Here is a 20,731-nt window from a genome sequence, read left to right as displayed (position 1 = left end):
TAATGTTAGCCCCGCCAAGTGATTTAATGGGCCCAGTCCCGATCAAGCTGGCACTGGTGATCCCCAATTACAATCACAGCGCCGCGATCACCCAGACCTTAGCCGAGCTCGCCGCCCTCAATCTGCCCTGCTATTTGATTGACGATGGCAGCAACGATGAGACCCGCTATCTACTGCAATCCTTGGCGGAGCAACACGATTGGGTGACCTTGCTGCAACACCCCTACAATCGGGGCAAAGGTGCAGCGGTGATGACAGGGCTTCGCCGCGCCTATCGCGATGGCTTTACCCATGCGCTACAGGTCGATGCCGACGGCCAGCATAATTTAAGTGATATCCCCGCCATGCTCGCCAAGGCGCAGGCCAAGCCGGATGCACTGATCTCGGGTAAGCCCGAGTACGATGAGTCCGTGCCCAAGGGGCGACTCTACGGCCGTTATCTCACCCACTTTTGGGTATGGGTCGAAACCTTAAGCTTTGATATTCAAGATTCTATGTGCGGATTTAGGGTGTATCCATTAGCCGCCACCGAGCGTCTCTTCAGCCAACAAGCACTCACAGAGCGGATGGATTTCGATATCGAAATCCTAGTAAAACTCTACTGGCAAGGGGTAGAAATTCTGTTTCACCCCACCAAAGTGATTTACCCCGAAAACGGCGTCAGCCACTTTCAAGGTGTGGCCGACAATGTGCGTATCACTAAACTGCACACGCGGCTATTTTTCGGTATGCTAAAACGTCTGCCGCAGTTGCTGCGCCGTAAACAAGCGGCGAAATCGACGTCATCTGCTCATACTGCGACCCATTGGTCTGCCATGAAGGAGCGCGGCAGTTATTGGGGCATCAAACTATTAGTCGAAAGCTACCGTTTTGGTGGCCATTGGCTATGCCGCGCCATTATGTATCCCGTAATTTGCTACTTCTTCCTGACTGGCAAAGTCAGCCGCGAAGCCTCATTGGATTTTCTGCGCCGCGTGCAGCGCCTCGAGCCACGGCATCTTCAGTTAAATCAGCCCGTTGGCTGGCGCGACAGCTTAAGCCACTTTATCGCCTTTGGTAATGCGGCGCTCGATAGAATCGATGCTTGGTGCGATCGCATTCAATTAAGCCAAGTGGATTTTCCCGACCGCCAAGTGCTGGCCGATCAGCTAGAAAGCGGCCAAGGTGCCGTGCTGCTGGTGTCCCACTTAGGCAATCTCGAGCTGTGCCGCGCGATTTCAATCCACCAGCGCAAGGTCAAAGTCAATGTCATGGTGTTAACCAGCCATGCCGAAAACTTTAATAACGTACTCAAGCAATTAAACCCTGATAGCACGCTGAATTTGATCCAAGTGACCGAGCTAAATCCCGCCACATCGATGCTATTACAACAAAAAATTGAAGACGGCGAGTTAGTGGTGATTGCAGGAGATAGAACCTCATCCCAAGCCCAAGGGCGAGTCGTGTACGCGCCATTTATGGGCCAAGAAGCCGCCTTCCCGCAGGGGCCATTTATTCTGGCCGGACTCTTAGATTGCCCGGTTTATCTGATGTTTTGCCTGCGCGAGCAAGGGCGTTATCGAGTGCATTTAGAACGCTTCGCCGAGACACTTAAAGGCCCACGAGCGGGCAGAATGGAACGACTCCAACAGGCCGTTTCTCGCTACAGCGAACGCCTCGAACACTACGCAAGGCGTGAGCCCTTGCAGTGGTTTAACTTTTTTGATTTTTGGCGGGACGATAGCAAGGTTAACCGCGCGACATCCGCCCACAAAACGACAACAGCACTCCCGGAGCAGGAGCGCACTACAGACAGGACAGAGCATTTATGATCCACGCAGTTACTCACACGACAACCGTTGAGTCGCCAATCGAATTTGGCCGTCAGTTACTCACATTAGAGCAAGTCGTTGCCGTGGCTAAGGGTGCCAAGGTCAAACTCTGTGATGATGCCGATTATCAAGAATATATCCAAAAGGGCGCCCGCTTTATCGATAGCCTGCTGCACGAAGAAGGCGTGGTCTATGGCGTCACCACTGGCTATGGCGACTCTTGCACAGTGAATGTGAGTCTTGACTTAGTGCACGAACTGCCGCTGCACTTATCCCGTTTTCATGGTTGTGGCCTTGGTGAAGTCTTAAGCGTAATGCAAGCGCGCGCCGTGATGGCTTGCCGTTTAAACTCTCTCGCGATTGGCAAATCGGGTGTCACCTATGAGTTATTAAAGCGCATCGAAACTTTGCTTAATCTCAATATCGTGCCAGTGATCCCAGAGGAAGGCTCAGTCGGTGCCAGTGGCGATTTAACGCCACTGTCTTACCTTGCCGCCGTGCTGGTTGGCGAGCGAGAAGTGATTTATAACGGCGAGCGCCGAGCCACCCAAGAGGTTTACCGAGAGCTGAATATCACGCCCCATGTGCTGCGCCCCAAAGAAGGCTTAGCCCTGATGAATGGCACGGCAGTGATGACAGCATTAGCCTGTTTGGCCTTTGATCGCGCACAATATTTAGCACGTTTAGCCAGCCGCATTACCGCCATGGCGTCGTTAACCCTCAAAGGCAACTCGAACCATTTCGACGATATTTTGTTTGCTGCCAAACCCCATCCAGGGCAAAACCAAATCGCCACTTGGATACGGGAAGATTTGAACCACCATGTTCACCCGCGCAATTCCGACAGATTGCAGGACAGATATTCCATCCGCTGCGCGCCGCACATTATTGGCGTGTTGCAAGACGCGCTGCCCTTTATGCGCCAATTTATCGAGACCGAAGTTAACAGCGCCAACGACAACCCGATTGTCGATGCTGAAGGCGAGCATATTCTCCATGGCGGCCATTTTTACGGCGGGCATATCGCCTTTGCGATGGACTCCTTAAAAAATACTGTGGCCAATATCGCCGATCTGATCGATCGCCAAATGGCATTAGTGATGGACCCTAAGTTTAACAACGGTTTACCCGCTAACCTTTCGGGTTCGACTGGTGCACGTCGCGCCATCAACCATGGCTTTAAGGCGGTGCAAATCGGCGTTTCAGCTTGGACGGCGGAAGCACTGAAACACACTATGCCCGCGAGCGTTTTCTCACGCTCAACCGAATGCCATAACCAAGATAAAGTCAGCATGGGCACTATCGCCGCCCGTGACTGTATGCGTGTATTACAGCTGACAGAACAAGTCGCCGCCGCAGCCCTGCTCGCAATGACCCAAGGCATTGGCCTGCGTGTTAAACAAAACGAGTTAGACGAAGCTTCACTGACCCCTTCGCTGGCGACCACGCTCGCCCAAGTGCGTGCTGACTTTGAGCCATTAGTCGAAGACCGACCACTCGAAGCCGTGCTGCGCCATACCGTTGCGAAAATCCAAGCGGGCGAATGGGAAGTGTGCCGATGAAAGCCTTGCTTAGCATAGAAATGGACATGCAGATCCCCTTCCACGATGTGGATTCGATGGGGATCACTTGGCATGGTAATTACCTGCGTTATTTCGAGATTGCCCGCTGCAAATTGCTCGACGAGTTAGGCTACAACTATCGCCAAATGCAGGCCTCGAACTACGCTTGGCCGATTATTGATGTGCAGATCAAATACGTTAAGGCCAGCACCTTCGAGCAACACATTACCGTGCACGCCGAGTTGGTCGAGTGGGAAAATCGCCTAAAAATCAATTATCAAATCCGTGATACAGCAACGGGTGAGCGCATTACCAAGGGTTATACCATTCAGGCTGCGGTGGATATGACGAGCCAAGAAATGTGCTTTGTGACACCAGAGATATTTCGCAGCAAAATCGCCCCGCTGCTTGTAAAGGCGGATAGCGAATGAATGTCCTCCTCAAAACCTGGTCGCGAGCTAAGTGGGTGCAATGGTTCTGCCAAGGCGCACTGTTAAGCTGGATGCTGCTTGGCTCTGTGCAGGCGCAAGACCTTGCTACTCCTAACCTTACAGAAGCGAGCCAATATCAGCCCCTATTTAACCAAGGAGCCGATAACGCCGCATTACTCGCCCTCAGCCAAAAGCTTAACCTTGGCGAGACAGTACGCGGCCACTTTGTGCAATCCCGCCAACTTAAAGTGTTAAAAAAGCCCCTCATTAGCCAAGGTCAGTTTGTATTCGACAAAGACCAAGGGCTGATTTGGCAGCAGCTTACGCCCTTTGAGTCCTTGCTCATTTTAAAAGATAAGCAACTTATTCAGCGAGATAGCCAAGGACGAGTGCAAGTCAGCAGCGCCGATGCTTCGGCAAATGCAGCAGCCATGGGGGATTTATTACCAAGTCTGGTGAGTGCCATGCTGGGCGGTGATATTTCAGGATTAAGCAATCATTTTGAACTGCACGTCTTAGCTCAAAAAACCTTAACGAACGAATTAGCTAAGGAAAACTGGCAGCTCGGATTAACCCCTAAAGATCCACTGATGAAAAAAGCCATCGCTAACATGGTGCTCGAAGGCAGCGATACTCTTCATGCCTTAGTGTTGCTCAGCGCCGCACCCAGCGTGAGTCCGCAGGATATCACCCGTATCGATTTTCGCGAGCTGCGCCAAGGTAAACTGAGCGACGCCGAATTAGCCCAGTTCTCTATCGCGCTAACTCAAAAAGTTTCTCCACGGGAGACTGACCCTCAAGAGAGCAAGGCAAAATAATGGCGACCAAGATTGCCACGCGCATAGGTCACAGGCTGATGCACACCTCAAGCAAATTACGCCTTGCGATTTGGCTGTGTCTGATGCTGGCGGCGAGCCTATGGACGCTGCAACTGTGGCAAAATGGGGCAAAGGTTCAAAGCGATATTCTCGCCATGTTGCCACATCTGCAGCAGGATGCGCTCACAGCCCGCGCCCTCGAGCAAGTGGAGTCAACACTCGCCGATCAAGTGTATCTTGCCCTGATTGCCAAGGATGAAACGCAAGCAATTGCGGCGGCGACGCTCCTGATGGAGCAGCTTAAGACTCAAAATACCGCCTTTACCGATATTCGCAGTGCCGACATGCAAATGGGTGAAGCCCTAGGCCAATATTATTTTCCCCATCGATTTAAGCTATTAACCTCAGAGCAAGCCGATGCGTTAACCCATAATGGCCTCGATAGCTTAGTTGCCTCGGCCACACAACAGCTCTACAACGCCTTTAGTTACGCCAATAGCCAACTGCTCACTCAAGATCCTTTGCTGTTATTTCCCGCCAATTTGCTCGCCCTCGCACCCAGCTCGAAACTGAGCGCCAAGCAAGGGATTTTACTTGCTCACCCCAACCAAGGTGTTGATAACAGTGAAGGCGTGGCCGCTATTGTGATGGCAAAGGGTAAAGACAGCGCCTTTAATCCTAATGCCCAACTCATTCAGCAAGCAGCGTTAACACAAGCACTTACCACAGTGACTGGGCAATATGCCAGCATACAAGTATTACAGGCGGGCGCACTGTTTCATGCTTTAGAGGCAACTAATACCGCTAAGAGCGAAATCTCTATCCTTGGCCTCGCCTCTCTGCTTGGGGTGGTGTTATTAGTCTGGCTGGCGTTTCGCTCCGTGATGCCGCTATTGCTGGCGATAATGACAATATCCAGTGGCTTACTGCTGGCGGTGACCTTTACCCTAAGCGTGTTCGGGGAGCTGCATTTGCTCACCCTCGTCTTTGGCACCAGCCTAATTGGGATAGCCATCGACTACAGTTTCCACTTTTACTGCGAGCGGTTAAGCAATCATCAGCGTAGCGCGCAGGCGACCGTGGCCTATATCTTCCCCACTGTGTCTCTCGCCTTTATCACCAGCGCCTTGGCCTATGTCGGCATTGGCCTCGCGCCGTTTCCCGGCATGCAGCAGGTGGCGATTTTCTGCGCCTCTGGCTTACTCGGCGCCTACCTGACGTTAGTGCTGGCTTACCCACTCTTAGCGGGCAGCAAGTTACCTTCGGGAGAGCGTCCGCTGAATCTTGCACAAGCTTATCTTGCGAAACTCACCGGATTCTCAAACAAACTGGTGTCGCCATGGGGATTGAGTCTGTTTGCCTTAGTGCTCGCGGGAGTTTGTCTGCTGGGGATCAGCAAGCTTAACGTCGATGATGATATTCGCCATTTACAGCAAAGCCCTGCGAGCGTGACTGAACCTGAAGACAAGCTCAGAAAATTACTCAGTGGCGGCACGGATAACCAGTTTTTATTGGTGCGCGCCTCCAGCGAAGAAGCCTTACTGCAACGACTCGAAGCCCTAAGTCCGCAGCTCGATGCCGCCATTAAACAGCAAGAGCTGGGCAACTATGTCAGCCTTAGCCGTTATCTGCCAAGCAAGCAAAAGCAGGATGCAGCGTATCAATTACAGGGCAAGATTTACCAATCGCAATTAACCACAGTGCTAAACAACATTGGCCTCGATGACAACCTAGCACCTGAGCTTTCTGCCGCCTATCTTGCCGCTAAGGATAGCTATATCACCCCGGCGGATTTTTTCGAGCTGGGCCTAGGCAAACAGTTAGCCCCACTCTGGCTTGCACCACAGGGATTAACGCAGCTTGAGCACTCAACAGAGTCAGCGACCAGTCTAGATAATGCCAATCTAGGGAATGATAGCCATGGCGCTATAGTGCTGCTTGGTGGTATTGAAGATATTGCGGCCCTCAAGGCGCGCTTTGCCGAGGATCCGCAGGTACAGCTTATAGATAAGGTCGCGGATATTTCCACCGTGATGGGCCACTATCGCCTGCTTACCCTCAAGTTATTAGGGCTGGCGCTCGTTATCGCCCTCTTGCTATTTAGCCTAAGCTTTGGCGTTAAAAGAGCCGCCCTTGTGGTCGCCGTACCCGCGCTGGCCGCCTTACTCACCTTGGCCATTTTAGGCTTAGTCGGCTCGCCCTTAAGCTTGTTTCATGCGCTGGCGCTGATTTTAGTCTTCGGGATTGGGATAGATTACAGTTTGTTCTTTGCCTCCGCAGAACAACATGGCAAGGCAGTGATGATGGCGGTGTTTATGTCCGCCTGCTCGACCCTATTGGCCTTTGGCTTACTCGCCTTTAGCCAAACCCAAGCTATTCATTATTTTGGATTAACCCTGTCCCTCGGCATAGGGTTTACCTTTGTACTTTCGCCATTGATTTTGACCACCAGTCAGGTTTTAACCACCAACAAGGTCTCGATACCTACAAGGAATGTTATTTAAATGTCCACATCTACCGCAGCAAGCTCCGCACAGTCTCACTCCCTTTCCGTCGATGTGGCCATTATTGGCGCTGGCCCCTCGGGCTCGATTGCCGCTAGCCTATTGCATAAGCAAGGCAAACGGGTATTAGTGCTAGAAAAACAACACTTTCCACGCTTTTCTATCGGCGAGAGCCTGCTGCCCTGCTGCATGCAATTTATTGAAGAAGCGGGCATGTTAGAGGCGCTGAATGCGGCGGGATTCCAATATAAAAATGGCGCCGCCTTCCGACGCGATGGGGTGTATACCACCTTCGACTTTACCGACAAATTTACCCCAGGACCGGGCACAACCTTCCAAGTGCAAAGGGCAAACTTCGACAAATTGCTCGCCGATACCGCAGCAAGCTTTGGGGTGGAAATCCGTTACGGTGAAACCGTTGAGGCAATCGATTTAAGCGCCAACCCACGCTTAAGCGTGCGTAACGAGCAAGGTGAGCAGTACCAAGTTGAGGCGCAATATGTGCTCGATGCAAGTGGTTTTGGCCGAGTATTGCCACGACTACTCGACCTCGAAACGCCGTCATCACTGCCGACCCGCAGCGCTATCTTCACCCATGTGGAAGATAACATCAGCGATCCCGACTTTGACCGTAATAAGATTTTAATTAGTGTTCATCCGCAGCATCAGGATATTTGGTACTGGTTAATTCCCTTCAGCAACGGCCGTTGTTCGCTCGGCGTAGTGGCTGAGCCGCAGTTACTCGCGCGCCTAGAAGGCGATTTAGAGCAGCAGCTACTGACCATAGTCAAAGAAGAACCCGGCCTGAAAGCATTGCTGGCCAATGCCAAGGTCGCCCAGCCCTGTGCGACACTCAAGGGTTACTCTGCCAACGTATCTCGCCTCGCCACCGACAAGTTTGCCCTGCTGGGCAACGCGGGTGAGTTTCTCGATCCGGTATTCTCATCGGGCGTGACTATCGCCATGCAATCGGCATCGATGGCGGCAAAATGCGTGCTTAAACAGCTAAATGGCGACACGGTAGATTGGCCCGCCGAGTACTCGGCGCCGTTAATGCAAGGGGTGAACACCTTCCGCACTTATGTACAGGCTTGGTACGATGGCCGTTTCCAAGATGTGATTTTTTACGAAAACCCGAATCCTAAAATCAAACAGATGATCTGCTCGATTTTGGCGGGCTATGCTTGGGATGTGCAAAATCCCTTTGTAAAAGATTCCGAGCGACGCCTGAATATGGTGGTCGAGCTATGTCGGCAAGAAGCCGAACTCAGCGCCGAGCCCGCTATTAGCGAATTAGCCGAGGTGTAATTCGATGCGCTTAAGCCTTAACGCCAAAGGTCGCCCCAAAGCCATTGCGACGTTTTGCTTGCTCCTAATCAGCCTAGGCTTGATGGGATGTAGCGAGCTGCTCTATCGGCAAACCTGTGTCGGTTTGGCGAAAGATATGCGTTACTGCTTAGCGCCACTCCCCCACGATTTTGGCCCGGCGATCGAGAAACCGCTCTCTAAGCCGCAGGCAAATACGCCCCAGACTCAAAGCCAGAGTCAGCAAAACGACAGCAAAGCAGGGGTATCCTCACCCCAGTCCTTTAGTCAGAAGGTGAGCATTAAGGTGGGCGATAACACCCACGAGCTACTCACCCAGCTCGAACTCGAAGGGGAACGGATGACGCTGGTCGGGCTCGCGCCCCTTGGACAGGCATTGTTTACCTTGGTTTACGATGGGAATACACTCAGCAGTGAACAAAGTCTCTTGCTAGGGGATGAGTTTAAGGCCGAATACTTGATGGCGATGATGCAACTCATCTATTGGCCGGAGCAGAGTATTAAAAACCATTTAGAGGGCGGCGAGTTAGTGACAGGGTTGTGTGACGCGATTCCCTGTCGCCAGTTTTATAGCCAAGACACGCTGATCAGTCGCAGTGATAATCAGACTCAAGTGATACAAATTCGTTATCAGCAACAGAGCGACGATGCTCTCTGGCAGGCACATATTAATTTAACCATGCCACAGGCAAAATTTGAGTTAGAGATACAACCCATTTAATCGTCTTTTGACCATGCCATAGGCACCCGTTAACAGCCAATCGATATGAGCTTTTAGCATTGCTCGCATCAAAGGCCATAGGTATAGCAAGCAGCAATGAACAACAGAGTCGCCATTACACAGATTGGATTGTGTACCCCGTTAGGGCAAACGCCCGAGCAGGTGTTAGCCCGCTTGATTGCAGGCGATACCAGTGCCATGCAAACCAGTGACACCCTGCTATTTGGGGAGTCGACACTGGTCGCGCCCGTCACTGAGCCGTTACCGACAATACCTGCCGCACTGGCGCAATTCGATTGTCGCAATAATCAATTACTCCTAACTGCCGCACTGCAAATTCGTGACGCCGTAGAGCAAGCCAAAAGTGACTTTGGCGCCGACCGCATCGGCGTAGTCTTAGGCACCAGCACCTCGGGGATTTCGAAGGGCGAAGCCGCCTTGGCCTATCGCAATCAACACGGCCACTTCCCCGCCGATTACCATTACTTCCAACAGGAACTGGGCAGCACCAGCGATTTTTTACGTCAGTTATTTGAACTCCAAGGCCCCTGCTACACCATTTCGACCGCCTGCTCATCCAGCGCTAAGGTGTTTGCCAGCGCCAAGCGCCTACTCGAGGCCAAGCTGTGCGATATGGTGATCGTTGGCGGTATCGACAGCCTGTGCCAACTGACAGTCAACGGGTTTCACGCCTTAGAGTCGGTTTCCAAGGGACATTGCAATCCCTTCAGCGCCAATCGAGATGGCATCAATATCGGTGAAGGCGCCGCGCTGTTTACCCTGACCCTAGCGGAAAACGAAACACTCGGCTCAACGCAAGCGAACGTATTGCTTGCAGGCATTGGCGAGTCGAGCGATGCGCACCATATGTCGGCGCCGCATCCCGAAGGTGCGGGGGCAATTGCCGCCATGCAGGCCGCGCTTGATGATGCACAGATTTCGGCGCAACAGATTGATTATATAAACTTACATGGCACAGCAACGCCTAAAAATGATGCGATGGAAAGCCGCGCCGTACTCTCGGTATTTGGCGACACGCCACCACCCGCAAGCTCAACTAAACCGCTGGTTGGCCATACCTTAGGTGCCGCGGGCGCGATTGAAGCCGCATTTTGTTATTTATTGCTCTCACCCCATAATCACCATCTTGCCCTGCCTCCCCATAGGTATGATGGGCAGCCAGATCCACAGGATCCCAGCATAGCCTTAGTCGCGCCCAAGCAATGCGCCGAACATGGCAAGCTTAACTATGTGATGAGCAACTCCTTCGCCTTTGGTGGCAGCAATGCCAGCCTGATTTTTTGCCGTAAAGGGGCTTAAGTTTTATGTCCAGTTCTACTGACACTGCAATGGCACCCGCCGAGCCGATGTGGCTGCAACAATTAGCCGAGCAGAATATTGCTGATTTTATTCCGCACCGCGCGCCGATGATCTTGATTGATAAGATAATTAACCATCAGCAGGATGCGCTCGAAACCGAAGTGCAGATCAGCCCCCAGAGTGCTTATTTTGATGAGCAAAGTCAGGCCGTCCCCAATTATGTAGGTATCGAATATATGGCGCAGAGCATCGCTGCCCTCGCCGGTGTTGAGGCCAAACTGCGCCACGATAAAATCCGAGTGGGTTTTTTATTGGGATCGCGTAAATTAGCCTTACACACAGTGCAGTACGAACTCAACCGTCGCTACCGCACTCAGGTTAAACGCCTCTATCAAGAAGAGTCGGGACTGGCGGTATTCGATTGCCAGATTTATCTGTTGCCAGAGGCGGGAACGGAGCAAACACCACAACTCGTGGCCGAGGCCAATGTGAACGTGTTCCAACCCCAGGACACCCAAGCGTATATCGCCTCCAGTCAGGCTTAATGTCTGCCCTAGCGCTCACAAGCGCCAAGCTTTAAACCGACGCAACGTCAGTCGCACTACAAAAGGATTTAGCCCTTTGATGCATAAACAACTCATCATCAAGCATCGCGGGTGGAGAAATAAAGATGAATAACAGAGTATTAGTCACAGGTTCGAGCCGCGGTATTGGCAAAGCCATCGCCCTTAAACTGGCCGCAGCGGGCTACGATATCGCCCTGCATTATCACAGCAATCAGGCCGCAGCCGATGCCAGCGCCGCAGAACTTAGCGCCCTTGGGGTGAACGTCAGCCTATTAAAGTTTGATGTTGCCGACCGCGCCGCCGTAAAAGCCGCCATAGAAGCCGATATTGAAGCCAATGGCGCCTATTATGGCGTGATACTCAATGCGGGCATCAACCGTGACAATGCCTTCCCAGCGATGAGCGAAACCGAGTGGGACAGCGTGATCCACACTAATCTCGATGGTTTTTATAATGTGATTCATCCCTGCGTCATGCCCATGGTACAAGGCCGCAAGGGTGGCCGTATCATCACCTTGGCTTCCGTTTCAGGTATCGCGGGCAACCGTGGACAGGTCAATTACAGCGCCTCTAAGGCAGGGTTGATTGGTGCGACTAAGGCGCTGTCCCTAGAGCTGGCCAAACGTAAGATCACTGTAAACTGTATCGCCCCAGGTTTGATCGAAACTGATATGGTGGCGGATATTCCTAATGATATGGTCGAGCAGTTAGTGCCGATGCGCCGCATGGGTAAACCCAATGAAATCGCAGCGTTAGCCGCCTTTTTAATGTCGGACGATGCCGCCTATATTACGCGCCAAGTGATTTCGGTGAATGGAGGCATGATCTAAATGACGCAGCGCAATCCCCTAGGCAGACGTGTCGTCGTTACCGGTATCGGCGGTATCAGCGCCCTAGGCCATGACTGGCCAAGTATCGCAAGCAGCCTTAAGGCACAAAAAAACTGTGTCGTGACGATGGCGGAATGGGACAAATACGACGGACTAAACACCCGCCTTGCTGCACCCATTACTGACTTTGAGGTGCCTAGCCACTATTCCCGCAAAAAGATCCGCTCCATGGGACGCGTCTCGATTATGGCGACTCGCGCCAGCGAACTTGCGCTGATAGATGCTGGACTCTTGGACGATCCTATCGTCACCTCGGGGGAAATGGGCATTGCCTATGGTTCCTCCACTGGCAGTACTGATCCGCTGGTCGCCTTTGGCGATATGCTCAAAAATGGTGATATGTCGGGCGTCACCGCCACCAGTTATATCCGCATGATGGCACACACTACTGCGGTAAACGTGGGTGTTTTCTTTGGTCTAAAGGGACGCATTCATACCACCAGCAGCGCCTGTACTTCGGGCAGCCAAGGCATAGGTTACGCCTATGAGGCCATCAAATACGGGCAACAGACCTTAATGCTCGCGGGCGGCGGTGAAGAACTCTGCCCAACCGAGGCGGTGGTATTCGACACCCTGTTTGCCACCAGCACTAAAAATGCCACCCCTGAGTTAACGCCTCGCCCCTTCGATGCCAATCGCGACGGTTTAGTGATTGGTGAAGGCGCCTGTACTCTGGTACTCGAAGAGTTAGAACACGCCATGGCGCGCGGCGCGAAAATTTACGCCGAGATCGTCGGTTTTGGCACTAACTCCGATGGTCAGCATGTCACTCAGCCCAATAGCGAAACCATGGAAATCGCCATTCGTTTAGCCCTTAAGGATGCGGCGCTCACGCCAGATGCCATTGGTTATGTGAATGCCCACGGCACTGCGACCGATCGTGGTGATGTTGCCGAAACCCATGCAACCCATGCCGTCTTCGGTGCGGATATGCCGATTTCATCCCTTAAAAGCTACACAGGCCATACCTTAGGCGCCTGCGGCGCGCTAGAGGCATGGGTCAGTATCGAAATGATGAATGCGGGCTGGTTTGCCCCTACGCTTAATCTCGACAATATCGACCCAGAATGTGCCGCACTCGATTACATTCGCGGCGAGCCACGTACGCTCGACACCGACTATGTGATGAGCAATAACTTCGCCTTTGGTGGCATCAACACTTCACTGATTTTTAAACGCTGGAAAACGACATAAGGACATATCAATGAAACCATTAGTAGCAAGCATTTTACTCGGTATCAGTTTACTGGCCTCACCCACATGGGCGCAGGATTATACGGTTGAAACCTATCAAGAAATTTTTAAAGGCGACAATCAATTTAAGCAAAAACAAGCCATCGAAGCCCTGACGCTTGCCGGATTATCCGATCCCGCCATTTACGATGTGTTAGAGGCCAAACTTATCGCATCGCTGCCACAAGCCACCGAGAAAAATGCTATCGACTATAGCGCCTGGTTAGTCAAAGGCTTAGCTTACTCAGGGAACGATAAATACAGCGGCACCATCAACAATATTATCAATGGCAACTACCATAAGAAGCTGAAAAAGTACGCCACCCAAGCGCTTGAAAATCTTGACCAGTATAAAAAATGGAATGCTATTTTAGGCGATAAAAGCCAATATGTAGCCGAGCAAAGTACTAAAAATAACGCCTATGCCAACGCTTTTAAAAGCAATGATTTAGAGTTAATGCGCCTCGCAGCTAAACGCATGATGGACGATCAAAACTACGATGACTTTTTGCTAGAACGCCTGAGCGTTGAGCTGAAAAATCCACGTTTAATGAGTAACGACAAGTTAGCCATCGATACTTACGCCAATATGGCCAAGGCCCTCGCCGCATCGGGCAATACGCAATACCGCGAAGTCATTGAAAATATTGCCAACAACAACCCAAACAAAAAGCTGAAAAGCTACGCCGAGAGCTATTTGAAGAAGTACTACTAATCACTTGGGATGAGCAAAAGCGTTAACAACAAGCCGAGAATCATCTCGGCTTGTTGATCTCATTGTGTAAGCAGATCATGGTACTGACTCGACGACACGGTGAATATAAAACTAGGATTTCAAAGCTTATAAACGAGAGCCATGGATGGTGAACTGACCGTTAAACACGGATGTTGTTCCCGAGGATGCAGGGGCGGTCGCCTCGCCAATCACCATCCAATTCTGCCCGTCCTATTTTGCCAATGGTGCAACTATTTCGGTGCAGTTATTGATTTAACTAAAGGGTCTGAATTAAATGATATCCTATACTCATTTCCCCCTTTAGCATTGTTTGTAACCATTAAATAGTTTACATAACCAGACTTATTCATAGGACTATTATTACTAAGACTAAACTCCTTGTAGAAATTAGCAAAAGCATCTGGTTCTGAAAATACAAAATATCCAAAACAAATTTTATTATCACATGAAACACGGTACTCATTTAAAATAGAACTATATTTTGACTTATTTAAAAACTCGCTAATACTGTTTTCAAAAACTATTGTTTCAAATGACTTGTCTGGCATTTTCGAGAAAACATCTATAATTTCGTAAAAGTTAGCTGAAGCCAAAATTGAATTTAGCTTAGTACTATCAACAACATTGTCATCACTAACTATCCCTGTATCATAACCTCCATTAAGCTCCATTTTATGCTCAGTCAAAGAGTGCAAAGAACTATCACTTGCTCGAGGCTCTTTTATATTTGTTGACACATCAAAATTAACATTAGCAGAGTTAGAATCATCGACCAAAACGATATGACTATCTTTCATAAAGGATGTATCGTTAACACTAACTTCATTGTTATTTTCAAAAAAATACAATGTAATAAAAATTAAAACGAGTAGAAAAAACAAAAAGAAAACGCTCTTCCTTAACATAACAATCCCTGTAGTTTTAGTAAAAATTAAAACGCTTAATATAAGACAATAACATAATATGTTTTTGCCTTGCCTTCAAACAAAAGTAAGCACAAGCTTTCTTGCTCGCCTCTCGATACAAACCAAGGGATGAAGCATCATCCCTTTTAGCAAAAACTCTTGGCCTACCCTTTGCTTATCCACCGCAGCGTTTTAACCCTAAAAACAACCAAACGCGATAACGCTATGATGGATAAGTGACAACACAGGGAATTTTAATCTTGAGAGCAATGATGATGAAAATAATACTAGATGATCTAAAAGGGCCTGAAATTGCAGCACTTTTAACTGAGCACCTTGAAGATATGCGGGCAACCTCGCCACCAGAAAGTGTGCACGCATTAGACTTGGATGGCCTGCGCCAACCCAATATTCGCTTTTGGACACTGTGGGATGGCCATAATCTGGCGGGCTGCGGTGCACTAAAATGGTTAGATTCCGAGCATGCGGAGATCAAATCGATGCGCACCGCAGCGACTTACAAGCAACAAGGCGTGGCATCCCAGATTCTGCAGCACTTGATCAATGACGCCAAAGCCGCAGGCGTTCAGCGCCTCAGTTTAGAAACCGGCTCGATGGCCTTTTTCCAGCCCGCACGTTCTCTCTACGCTAAGTTTGGCTTCGAGCTGTGTGGCCCCTTTGCCGATTACACGCTCGACCCCAATAGCCTGTTTATGACCAAAAAGCTCTAGGCCTCTGCACACATCAATCCACTAAGGTAGCAAACCTCAGTCTAGACCTAACCACAGCTAAGCTTTTGCCTGTTTAGTTGTGGTTAAGGCGCGATGCTTGTGCCAGTAATGCATTAAAAATCCGAGTAATAATCCCCAGAATGCACTGCCGATCCCCAATATACTCACACCCGAGGCGGTGACGAGAAACGTAATCACCGCCACTTCTCGCTCGTCGTTATCCGCGAGCGCTGCGGTTAGACTGTTACCTATGGTGCCAAGCAGCGCTAATCCTGCAATCGCGAGCACCAATTCCTTCGGAAATGCAGCGAAGAGCCCCACCACAGTGGCGCCGAGTAGGCCTGTGATAAAGTAAAACACACCGCCCCACACCGCCGCCCAATAACGAGTTGCGGGGTTAGGGTCCGCCTCTTTACCCATGCAAATCGCCGCCGTAATGGCCGAGAGATTAAAAGCAAAGCCGCCAAAGGGGGCAAACAATACGCCCATCAGCCCCGTCACAGTAATTAATGGCGAGATAGGCGGGCGATAACCATGGCCGTGCAGCGCTGCTACCCCAGGCATATTTTGTGAGGCCATAGTCACCACAAATAAGGGCAGCGCCACGCCCACTACGCTGGTGACAGAAAACGCAGGCGCTATCCATACAGGGGCGGCGAATTGCAGCTCAAGCTTATCGAGTTGCAGTAGATCCAATTGATAACTCATCCCTATTCCCGCAACGAGGGTGAGCAACATAATGTAGCGCGGCGCCCATGGCTTAAGCACAACAAACACTAATAACATCAATAGGATTAAGCTCAGCTGAGTCTGCATTGCTTGAAACAGTCCTAAACCAAACTGCAGTAAAATCCCAGCTAACATGGCCGAAGCGACTGACTGCGGCATGATACGAATAAGCTTATCCATCCAGCCCGCCAAGCCGCAGAGGGCGATCAACAAAGAGCTAATCAGGAAGGCACCAACGGCTTCGTGGATACTCAATCCCGCCAGGCTGGTGACCATCAGCGCCGCCCCGGGGGTCGACCATGCCGTAAGCACCGGATTTTTATAGTAGAGAGACAGGCCAATACTGGTGAGCCCCATGCCGACACCCAAAGCCCACAGCCATGAACTCATTTGTGCCGATGTCGCACCCACGGCATCCGCCGCCTGCAGGATAATCACCGCAGAACTACTGTAGCCCACCAGCACGGCAATAAAGCCCGCCGATATTTTTGATAGTCCCAAAGCCTCGCGCCACATCATCCCTACTCCTACCTTTGCCTCGAGCATCGCACCATTGGCTGTGCGCTATAACGCACAAGATGGACAAGATAGCACCTGTGCGTTATAACGTACAAATAATTTTTTAAGCATCAGACTACAATGCAGACCATCAACAGCTATCTTGCCGCGACCCTAAAACAACTGCGCAGCCAAAAGGGTTGGAGTTTAGATAAAGCGGCACTCGAGACAGGCGTAAGCAAGGCCATGATAGGCCAGATTGAGCGCGGCGAATCTAGCCCCACTATTGCTACCTTGTGGAAAATCGCTAGCGGTTTTAATACCTCACTCTCAATTTTTCTGGAGCCGACACCCGAGAGCCAAGGCGCGGTCTTTCGTAACGCCGATGCATTACGCCAAAAGCCTGCAACCGACGGCATGTTAGTGGCATCGCTATTTCCCTTTGAGCCACGCTTTGGTTTTGAGATGTTTGAACTCACCCTATTACCGCACTATGAGCGCCTTTCCGAGCCCCATGAGGCGGGCGTGACCGAGCATGTGATCGTGCTCAGCGGCACCATGCAAGTATTAGTCGATGGCCAGTGGCAGCCATTACAGCAGGGCGAAGCCGTGCGCTTTGCCGCCGATAAACCCCACGGTTACCGCAACTTGAGCGATCAACCCGTGGTGTTTCATGATCTTATCCATTACCACAGGGAAACGCCTGCCACCGAGTAATGCCGACAAGCCAAGCACCCAACAGATTGCCGCTTGCGCTCACCAATTCATTAGAATAAACTTATTGAAAATTTTCTAATCATAGAGGCAAAGCTATGTTTCAATCTTTACTGGCTAAATTATCTGGTAGCAGCAACGGTGAAAAATGTTGGCAATTGATTGATCAAGGTGCGCGCGTTATTGATGTGCGCTCACCGGAGGAGTTTGCCTCGGGTCATTTGCCTCAGGCCATCAACGTGCCGCTGCCAACACTCGACCAATGGTTGCATCAGGTTGACAATAAACAGCATCCGTTTGTGCTTTACTGCGGCGCGGGTATCCGTGCCCAAAAGGGCTGCGATATTTTAAGGGCCAACGGTTTTGAATGTGTGATCAACGGTGGTTCGCTAAAAGATTTAGTCTGCTGCCAGCCAAGCTAAAACCTAAGCAAAGCAACCATGCGTGAGGAGGTGCAGATGACAACAAAGTGCCCGCGCCCAACTAGCGGCGAACAACCGCCGCAGCCCAAAGTGGTTCGCGAAACCCGCTACAGCGTGAGCCGTAACCGTGGCCAAGCAAGCACTAAGGTGCGCTATATCGAAACCAGCGCTATATCCCTTGGCTGCAAGCTTTGCGAATAATTGCGTTCTGTGTAAACAAAAATGCCAGCATTTACGCTGGCATTTTTTATTATCTTTACTACTAAACGGCTAACTTATCGATACTGGCTTTAGCTTCGCTGATACCTTTTTGGTTGGCTTCTGGGCCCATGTTCAGCGCTTCAGCATATACCACTTCCACATCAGTGATACCGATAAAGCCGAGGAAGGTTTTTAAGAAAGGCACAATGTGATCGGTTGGGCCATCTTTATGGGCGCCACCACGGGTGGTGATCAACACAGCACGTTTGCCTTCTACTAAGCCTTTAGGACCGTTTTCGGTATAAGTAAAAGTCACACCGGCACGGGCCACAAAATCAATCCAGTTTTTCAGTTGGGTTGGAATGTTGAAGTTGTACATCGGCGCGGTGATCACGATTGTGTCGTTCGCTTTTAACTCTTCAACTAAGGCGTTCGACAGGTCGAGCATCTCTTGCTGACGCGCAGTTAACTCAGCGCCGCCACGTAGGCCAGAGGCGATTTCGCCATCAACCATTGGCAACACATCTTTACCCGCTAAATCGCGAACTGTGATGGTCGCGCCTTGGTCTTCCCATTTACCGATCAGGTGGTCAACTAACAAGGCAGATTGTGAATAACCGCCAAGAATACTGGATTTTAACACTAGGACTTTAGACATAATCTGCTCCGAAAATTGAAATTCTTGAGAGTCTTTCAGCTTGCTCTCGACTCTATGGGCTTAGTTTATTAGCCCATAAAAAAGAAAAAAAGCGGATAAAATTTGAGATTACTTTCTAAAAAATAGAATGGTTGAATTAAGGGCTAGCAAAGCTAGCCCTTAATTTATGGAGATGCATCACTCGAACTATTGAGCAAAATAATAGTTGTATTCACTGATTAGCTGGGAAAGCTCAGGCGAGTTTTGAATATCAACCATAAACTTATCAGTCGTGGTCATCGCCCATGCCAAACTCTCTTTATCTAGGCTATACATTCCCTCATTGGAGTACATGTTGTGAGCCTTGGTGAAATTTTCACGGTAACTGACGCTGGCAATCACCTCATTGTGAACCCTAAACTCATAGGTCAGCACCAAATCATTATTGGTCACCATAGGTAACAGCCCTAGGGAGCCACCCGCTAAAATCGCCGAGGTTAACCCAGCGGCTTCTCCCCCTGCTGTAGGTTCCATTTTATAGGTCACAATCAGTTTTAATGGATTGCCGATATTCTCTTTATCCATTTTTTCAAATAATGGGATGCCCTTGAGTTTGTTATAAAAGTCAGTTGAATCAATGGTACTAATAAAAAATACTGGTGGAAGTACCGTGGTTTGTGCTTTAACAAACGGGCTAATGAGCAACAAAGCCAGTATCAAAATACGAAGCATAAATAGCATTGGAAACATCCTTATTGATAGCAATTTAGTTGAACAACAGCACCAAGTGCAGCCGCATTTGCCGTTCGAATATCGCCCTTCATATTGGGTTCAACCGACTGATAACTAATGCGGTGTTTATCTAAAAAGCGGGCGGCATATTTTGCATCGAGGGCAAAGTTAACATTCTGCGGCAATGCACCCGATTCACGCAGACTCGTCACATTTAAGGTACTAACGGTAATACCTAATAACTCCCCACCATCAGAGACCACTGGGCCACCACTTGAGCCGGGCTGGATCGGTGCCGAAAACTGGAATTGCCCCACCGCCCCCTTTAATGCCTCGCGTGAGCTGATATTTCCGCGCGTTAAATTGGGGGAGGCCGCCAATAATCCCTGCAAGGGATAGCCAACATTGGTAATCGCCTCGCCCAGGAAAATCTCTGTACCTTTACGCAATGGTAAGTATTGCTCCACTGGCGTACCCGTACTCACGACCGCTAAATCCAATAAGGTCGAGCTAGCCTCTACGGCCGCATCAAAGGATTTACCGCCAACATTCACCTGTGTCACCATGCAATTTTTGAGTACATGGGCCGCAGTGACAATTTGCCCCTGAGGATTAATATAAAAACCTGTTCCTGTACTGACTGGCTTTTGCATATTTGCCAGCAAATTCGCCGAGACATCCTTCATTGCATACTGTGCAGGATAGGAGCTAGCCGACGGCGTCAACGTGTTTAGCACATCGACAATCACTAATTGAGTCGCACGCAATGCGGCGTTATAAAGGCCTAAACCATCCCCTAAATAACCAATATCTGCCTTAAAGGATTTTTGCCCTTCGCGAATGGGCTTATCGGAGCCATTAAATACCCGATAGCTCATGATCATTTCTGCTTTACCCGACTCAAATTTCCACTCAGGATCGATATCGATCAGCAGTCCATACTGACTCGCTTGCGTGCGGTCTAATAACTTAGCATTTGAAAAATAAGCACCAAAACCATCCTTCACGCCATCACTGAGTGATTTTCCTGGATCGACCCAAATATTCCATTTCTCTAAATAAAAACGGTTATTTAACTGCGAATGGGGCAAATAATAAGCAACACTCACATCCACAGGGAGCGTAATAGCTTTATTTAGCACCACACCCTTTGGTAATTTATTGGCATTTAACTTGGTATTGGCGCAACCACTGAGATGAAAACAAAATAGAGCAATAAGCACACAGGAGAGAAATCGCATCGG

General features: G+C 50.0%; 21 protein-coding genes. 16 read left to right on the top strand and 5 right to left on the bottom strand.

Features of this window, described 5'->3' with window-relative positions:
• Window positions 1-2: 2 nt before the first annotated feature.
• The 12 genes from KXJ80_RS04115 to KXJ80_RS04060 all read left to right on the top strand — a co-directional run bounded on the left by KXJ80_RS04115 (window position 3) and on the right by KXJ80_RS04060 (window position 13,897).
• A complete protein-coding gene (locus tag KXJ80_RS04115) occupies window positions 3-1,811 on the top strand; it encodes a glycosyltransferase family 2 protein (protein WP_218737963.1) in 1,809 nt (602 codons plus the stop codon).
• Window positions 1,808-3,373 carry an HAL/PAL/TAL family ammonia-lyase gene (locus tag KXJ80_RS04110; protein WP_218737893.1) on the top strand — a complete coding sequence of 522 codons (1,566 nt, stop codon included), beginning with the start codon at window positions 1,808-1,810 and terminating at the stop codon, window positions 3,371-3,373. Before KXJ80_RS04115 ends, KXJ80_RS04110 begins: the two co-directional genes overlap by 4 nt.
• Window positions 3,370-3,804 (top strand): acyl-CoA thioesterase, encoded by a 435-nt coding sequence (locus KXJ80_RS04105; RefSeq protein ID WP_218737892.1) that lies wholly within the window; start codon window positions 3,370-3,372, stop codon window positions 3,802-3,804. The genes KXJ80_RS04110 and KXJ80_RS04105 overlap by 4 nt, the downstream gene beginning before the upstream one ends.
• Entirely contained in the window at window positions 3,801-4,622 is an 822-nt protein-coding gene (locus KXJ80_RS04100) for an outer membrane lipoprotein carrier protein LolA (RefSeq protein WP_088586545.1), read from the top strand. Before KXJ80_RS04105 ends, KXJ80_RS04100 begins: the two co-directional genes overlap by 4 nt.
• Window positions 4,622-7,126, top strand: coding sequence for an MMPL family transporter (locus tag KXJ80_RS04095; protein ID WP_218737891.1), 2,505 nt, complete (start codon window positions 4,622-4,624; stop codon window positions 7,124-7,126). The genes KXJ80_RS04100 and KXJ80_RS04095 overlap by 1 nt, the downstream gene beginning before the upstream one ends.
• Window positions 7,127-8,434, top strand: coding sequence for an NAD(P)/FAD-dependent oxidoreductase (locus tag KXJ80_RS04090; RefSeq protein WP_089068674.1), 1,308 nt, complete (start codon window positions 7,127-7,129; stop codon window positions 8,432-8,434).
• Between the two features lie 4 nt (window positions 8,435-8,438).
• Window positions 8,439-9,173, top strand: coding sequence for a DUF3261 domain-containing protein (locus KXJ80_RS04085; protein WP_218737890.1), 735 nt, complete (start codon window positions 8,439-8,441; stop codon window positions 9,171-9,173).
• A gap of 96 nt (window positions 9,174-9,269) precedes the next feature.
• Window positions 9,270-10,493 carry a beta-ketoacyl-[acyl-carrier-protein] synthase family protein gene (locus KXJ80_RS04080; protein ID WP_218737889.1) on the top strand — a complete coding sequence of 408 codons (1,224 nt, stop codon included), beginning with the start codon at window positions 9,270-9,272 and terminating at the stop codon, window positions 10,491-10,493.
• A gap of 5 nt (window positions 10,494-10,498) precedes the next feature.
• Window positions 10,499-11,038 carry a hotdog family protein gene (locus KXJ80_RS04075; RefSeq protein ID WP_218737888.1) on the top strand — a complete coding sequence of 180 codons (540 nt, stop codon included), beginning with the start codon at window positions 10,499-10,501 and terminating at the stop codon, window positions 11,036-11,038.
• 125 nt (window positions 11,039-11,163) lie between these two features.
• Window positions 11,164-11,889, top strand: a complete 726-nt coding sequence (locus KXJ80_RS04070; RefSeq protein ID WP_218737887.1) for a 3-ketoacyl-ACP reductase FabG2 — start codon at window positions 11,164-11,166, stop codon at window positions 11,887-11,889.
• Complete coding sequence (locus KXJ80_RS04065) at window positions 11,890-13,143, top strand: beta-ketoacyl-ACP synthase (RefSeq protein WP_218737886.1); 1,254 nt, start codon at window positions 11,890-11,892, stop codon at window positions 13,141-13,143. It begins immediately after the preceding gene.
• A gap of 10 nt (window positions 13,144-13,153) precedes the next feature.
• On the top strand, window positions 13,154-13,897 hold the full coding sequence (locus KXJ80_RS04060) for a hypothetical protein (RefSeq protein ID WP_218737885.1): 744 nt from the start codon (window positions 13,154-13,156) through the stop codon (window positions 13,895-13,897).
• Window positions 13,898-14,148: 251 nt separating this feature from the next.
• On the opposite strand, the gene KXJ80_RS04055 is transcribed toward KXJ80_RS04060, so the two are convergent.
• The gene (locus tag KXJ80_RS04055) at window positions 14,149-14,715 is read right to left on the bottom strand and encodes a hypothetical protein (RefSeq protein WP_218737884.1); all 567 of its coding nucleotides are present in this window, start codon (window positions 14,713-14,715) and stop codon (window positions 14,149-14,151) included.
• 383 nt (window positions 14,716-15,098) lie between these two features.
• Between KXJ80_RS04055 and KXJ80_RS04050 the strand changes: the two genes are divergently transcribed.
• Window positions 15,099-15,554, top strand: coding sequence for a GNAT family N-acetyltransferase (locus KXJ80_RS04050; protein WP_218737883.1), 456 nt, complete (start codon window positions 15,099-15,101; stop codon window positions 15,552-15,554).
• Window positions 15,555-15,611: 57 nt separating this feature from the next.
• Here KXJ80_RS04050 and KXJ80_RS04045 read toward each other — a convergent pair whose 3' ends face one another.
• Complete coding sequence (locus tag KXJ80_RS04045; protein WP_037425174.1) at window positions 15,612-16,799, bottom strand: benzoate/H(+) symporter BenE family transporter; 1,188 nt, start codon at window positions 16,797-16,799, stop codon at window positions 15,612-15,614.
• A 123-nt stretch (window positions 16,800-16,922) separates the two neighbouring features.
• On the opposite strand from KXJ80_RS04045, the gene KXJ80_RS04040 reads away from it, so the two are divergent.
• The 3 genes from KXJ80_RS04040 (at window position 16,923) to KXJ80_RS04030 (ending at window position 18,118) form a co-directional block, all read left to right on the top strand.
• Window positions 16,923-17,498 carry a helix-turn-helix domain-containing protein gene (locus tag KXJ80_RS04040; protein WP_218737882.1) on the top strand — a complete coding sequence of 192 codons (576 nt, stop codon included), beginning with the start codon at window positions 16,923-16,925 and terminating at the stop codon, window positions 17,496-17,498.
• A 95-nt stretch (window positions 17,499-17,593) separates the two neighbouring features.
• Window positions 17,594-17,917: a rhodanese-like domain-containing protein gene (locus tag KXJ80_RS04035; RefSeq protein WP_144376060.1), complete on the top strand. Its 324-nt coding sequence runs from the start codon at window positions 17,594-17,596 to the stop codon at window positions 17,915-17,917.
• A 36-nt stretch (window positions 17,918-17,953) separates the two neighbouring features.
• The gene (locus KXJ80_RS04030) at window positions 17,954-18,118 is read left to right on the top strand and encodes a hypothetical protein (protein ID WP_218678225.1); all 165 of its coding nucleotides are present in this window, start codon (window positions 17,954-17,956) and stop codon (window positions 18,116-18,118) included.
• Window positions 18,119-18,179: 61 nt separating this feature from the next.
• On the opposite strand, the gene azoR is transcribed toward KXJ80_RS04030, so the two are convergent.
• The 3 genes from azoR to KXJ80_RS04015 all read right to left on the bottom strand — a co-directional run bounded on the left by azoR (window position 18,180) and on the right by KXJ80_RS04015 (window position 20,728).
• The gene (gene azoR, locus KXJ80_RS04025) at window positions 18,180-18,776 is read right to left on the bottom strand and encodes an FMN-dependent NADH-azoreductase (RefSeq protein ID WP_037423238.1); all 597 of its coding nucleotides are present in this window, start codon (window positions 18,774-18,776) and stop codon (window positions 18,180-18,182) included.
• Window positions 18,777-18,962: 186 nt separating this feature from the next.
• Window positions 18,963-19,496: a hypothetical protein gene (locus KXJ80_RS04020; protein ID WP_037423235.1), complete on the bottom strand. Its 534-nt coding sequence runs from the start codon at window positions 19,494-19,496 to the stop codon at window positions 18,963-18,965.
• A gap of 11 nt (window positions 19,497-19,507) precedes the next feature.
• Window positions 19,508-20,728: a S1 family peptidase gene (locus KXJ80_RS04015; RefSeq protein ID WP_037423230.1), complete on the bottom strand. Its 1,221-nt coding sequence runs from the start codon at window positions 20,726-20,728 to the stop codon at window positions 19,508-19,510.
• Window positions 20,729-20,731 lie beyond the last annotated feature (3 nt).

Origin of the sequence: Shewanella xiamenensis, assembly GCF_024971755.1 — a bacterium.
GTDB classification, from domain to species: domain Bacteria; phylum Pseudomonadota; class Gammaproteobacteria; order Enterobacterales; family Shewanellaceae; genus Shewanella; species Shewanella xiamenensis.
Note: the sequence above shows the minus strand (reverse complement) of the source record. Positions and strands in the feature narration are given on the sequence as shown.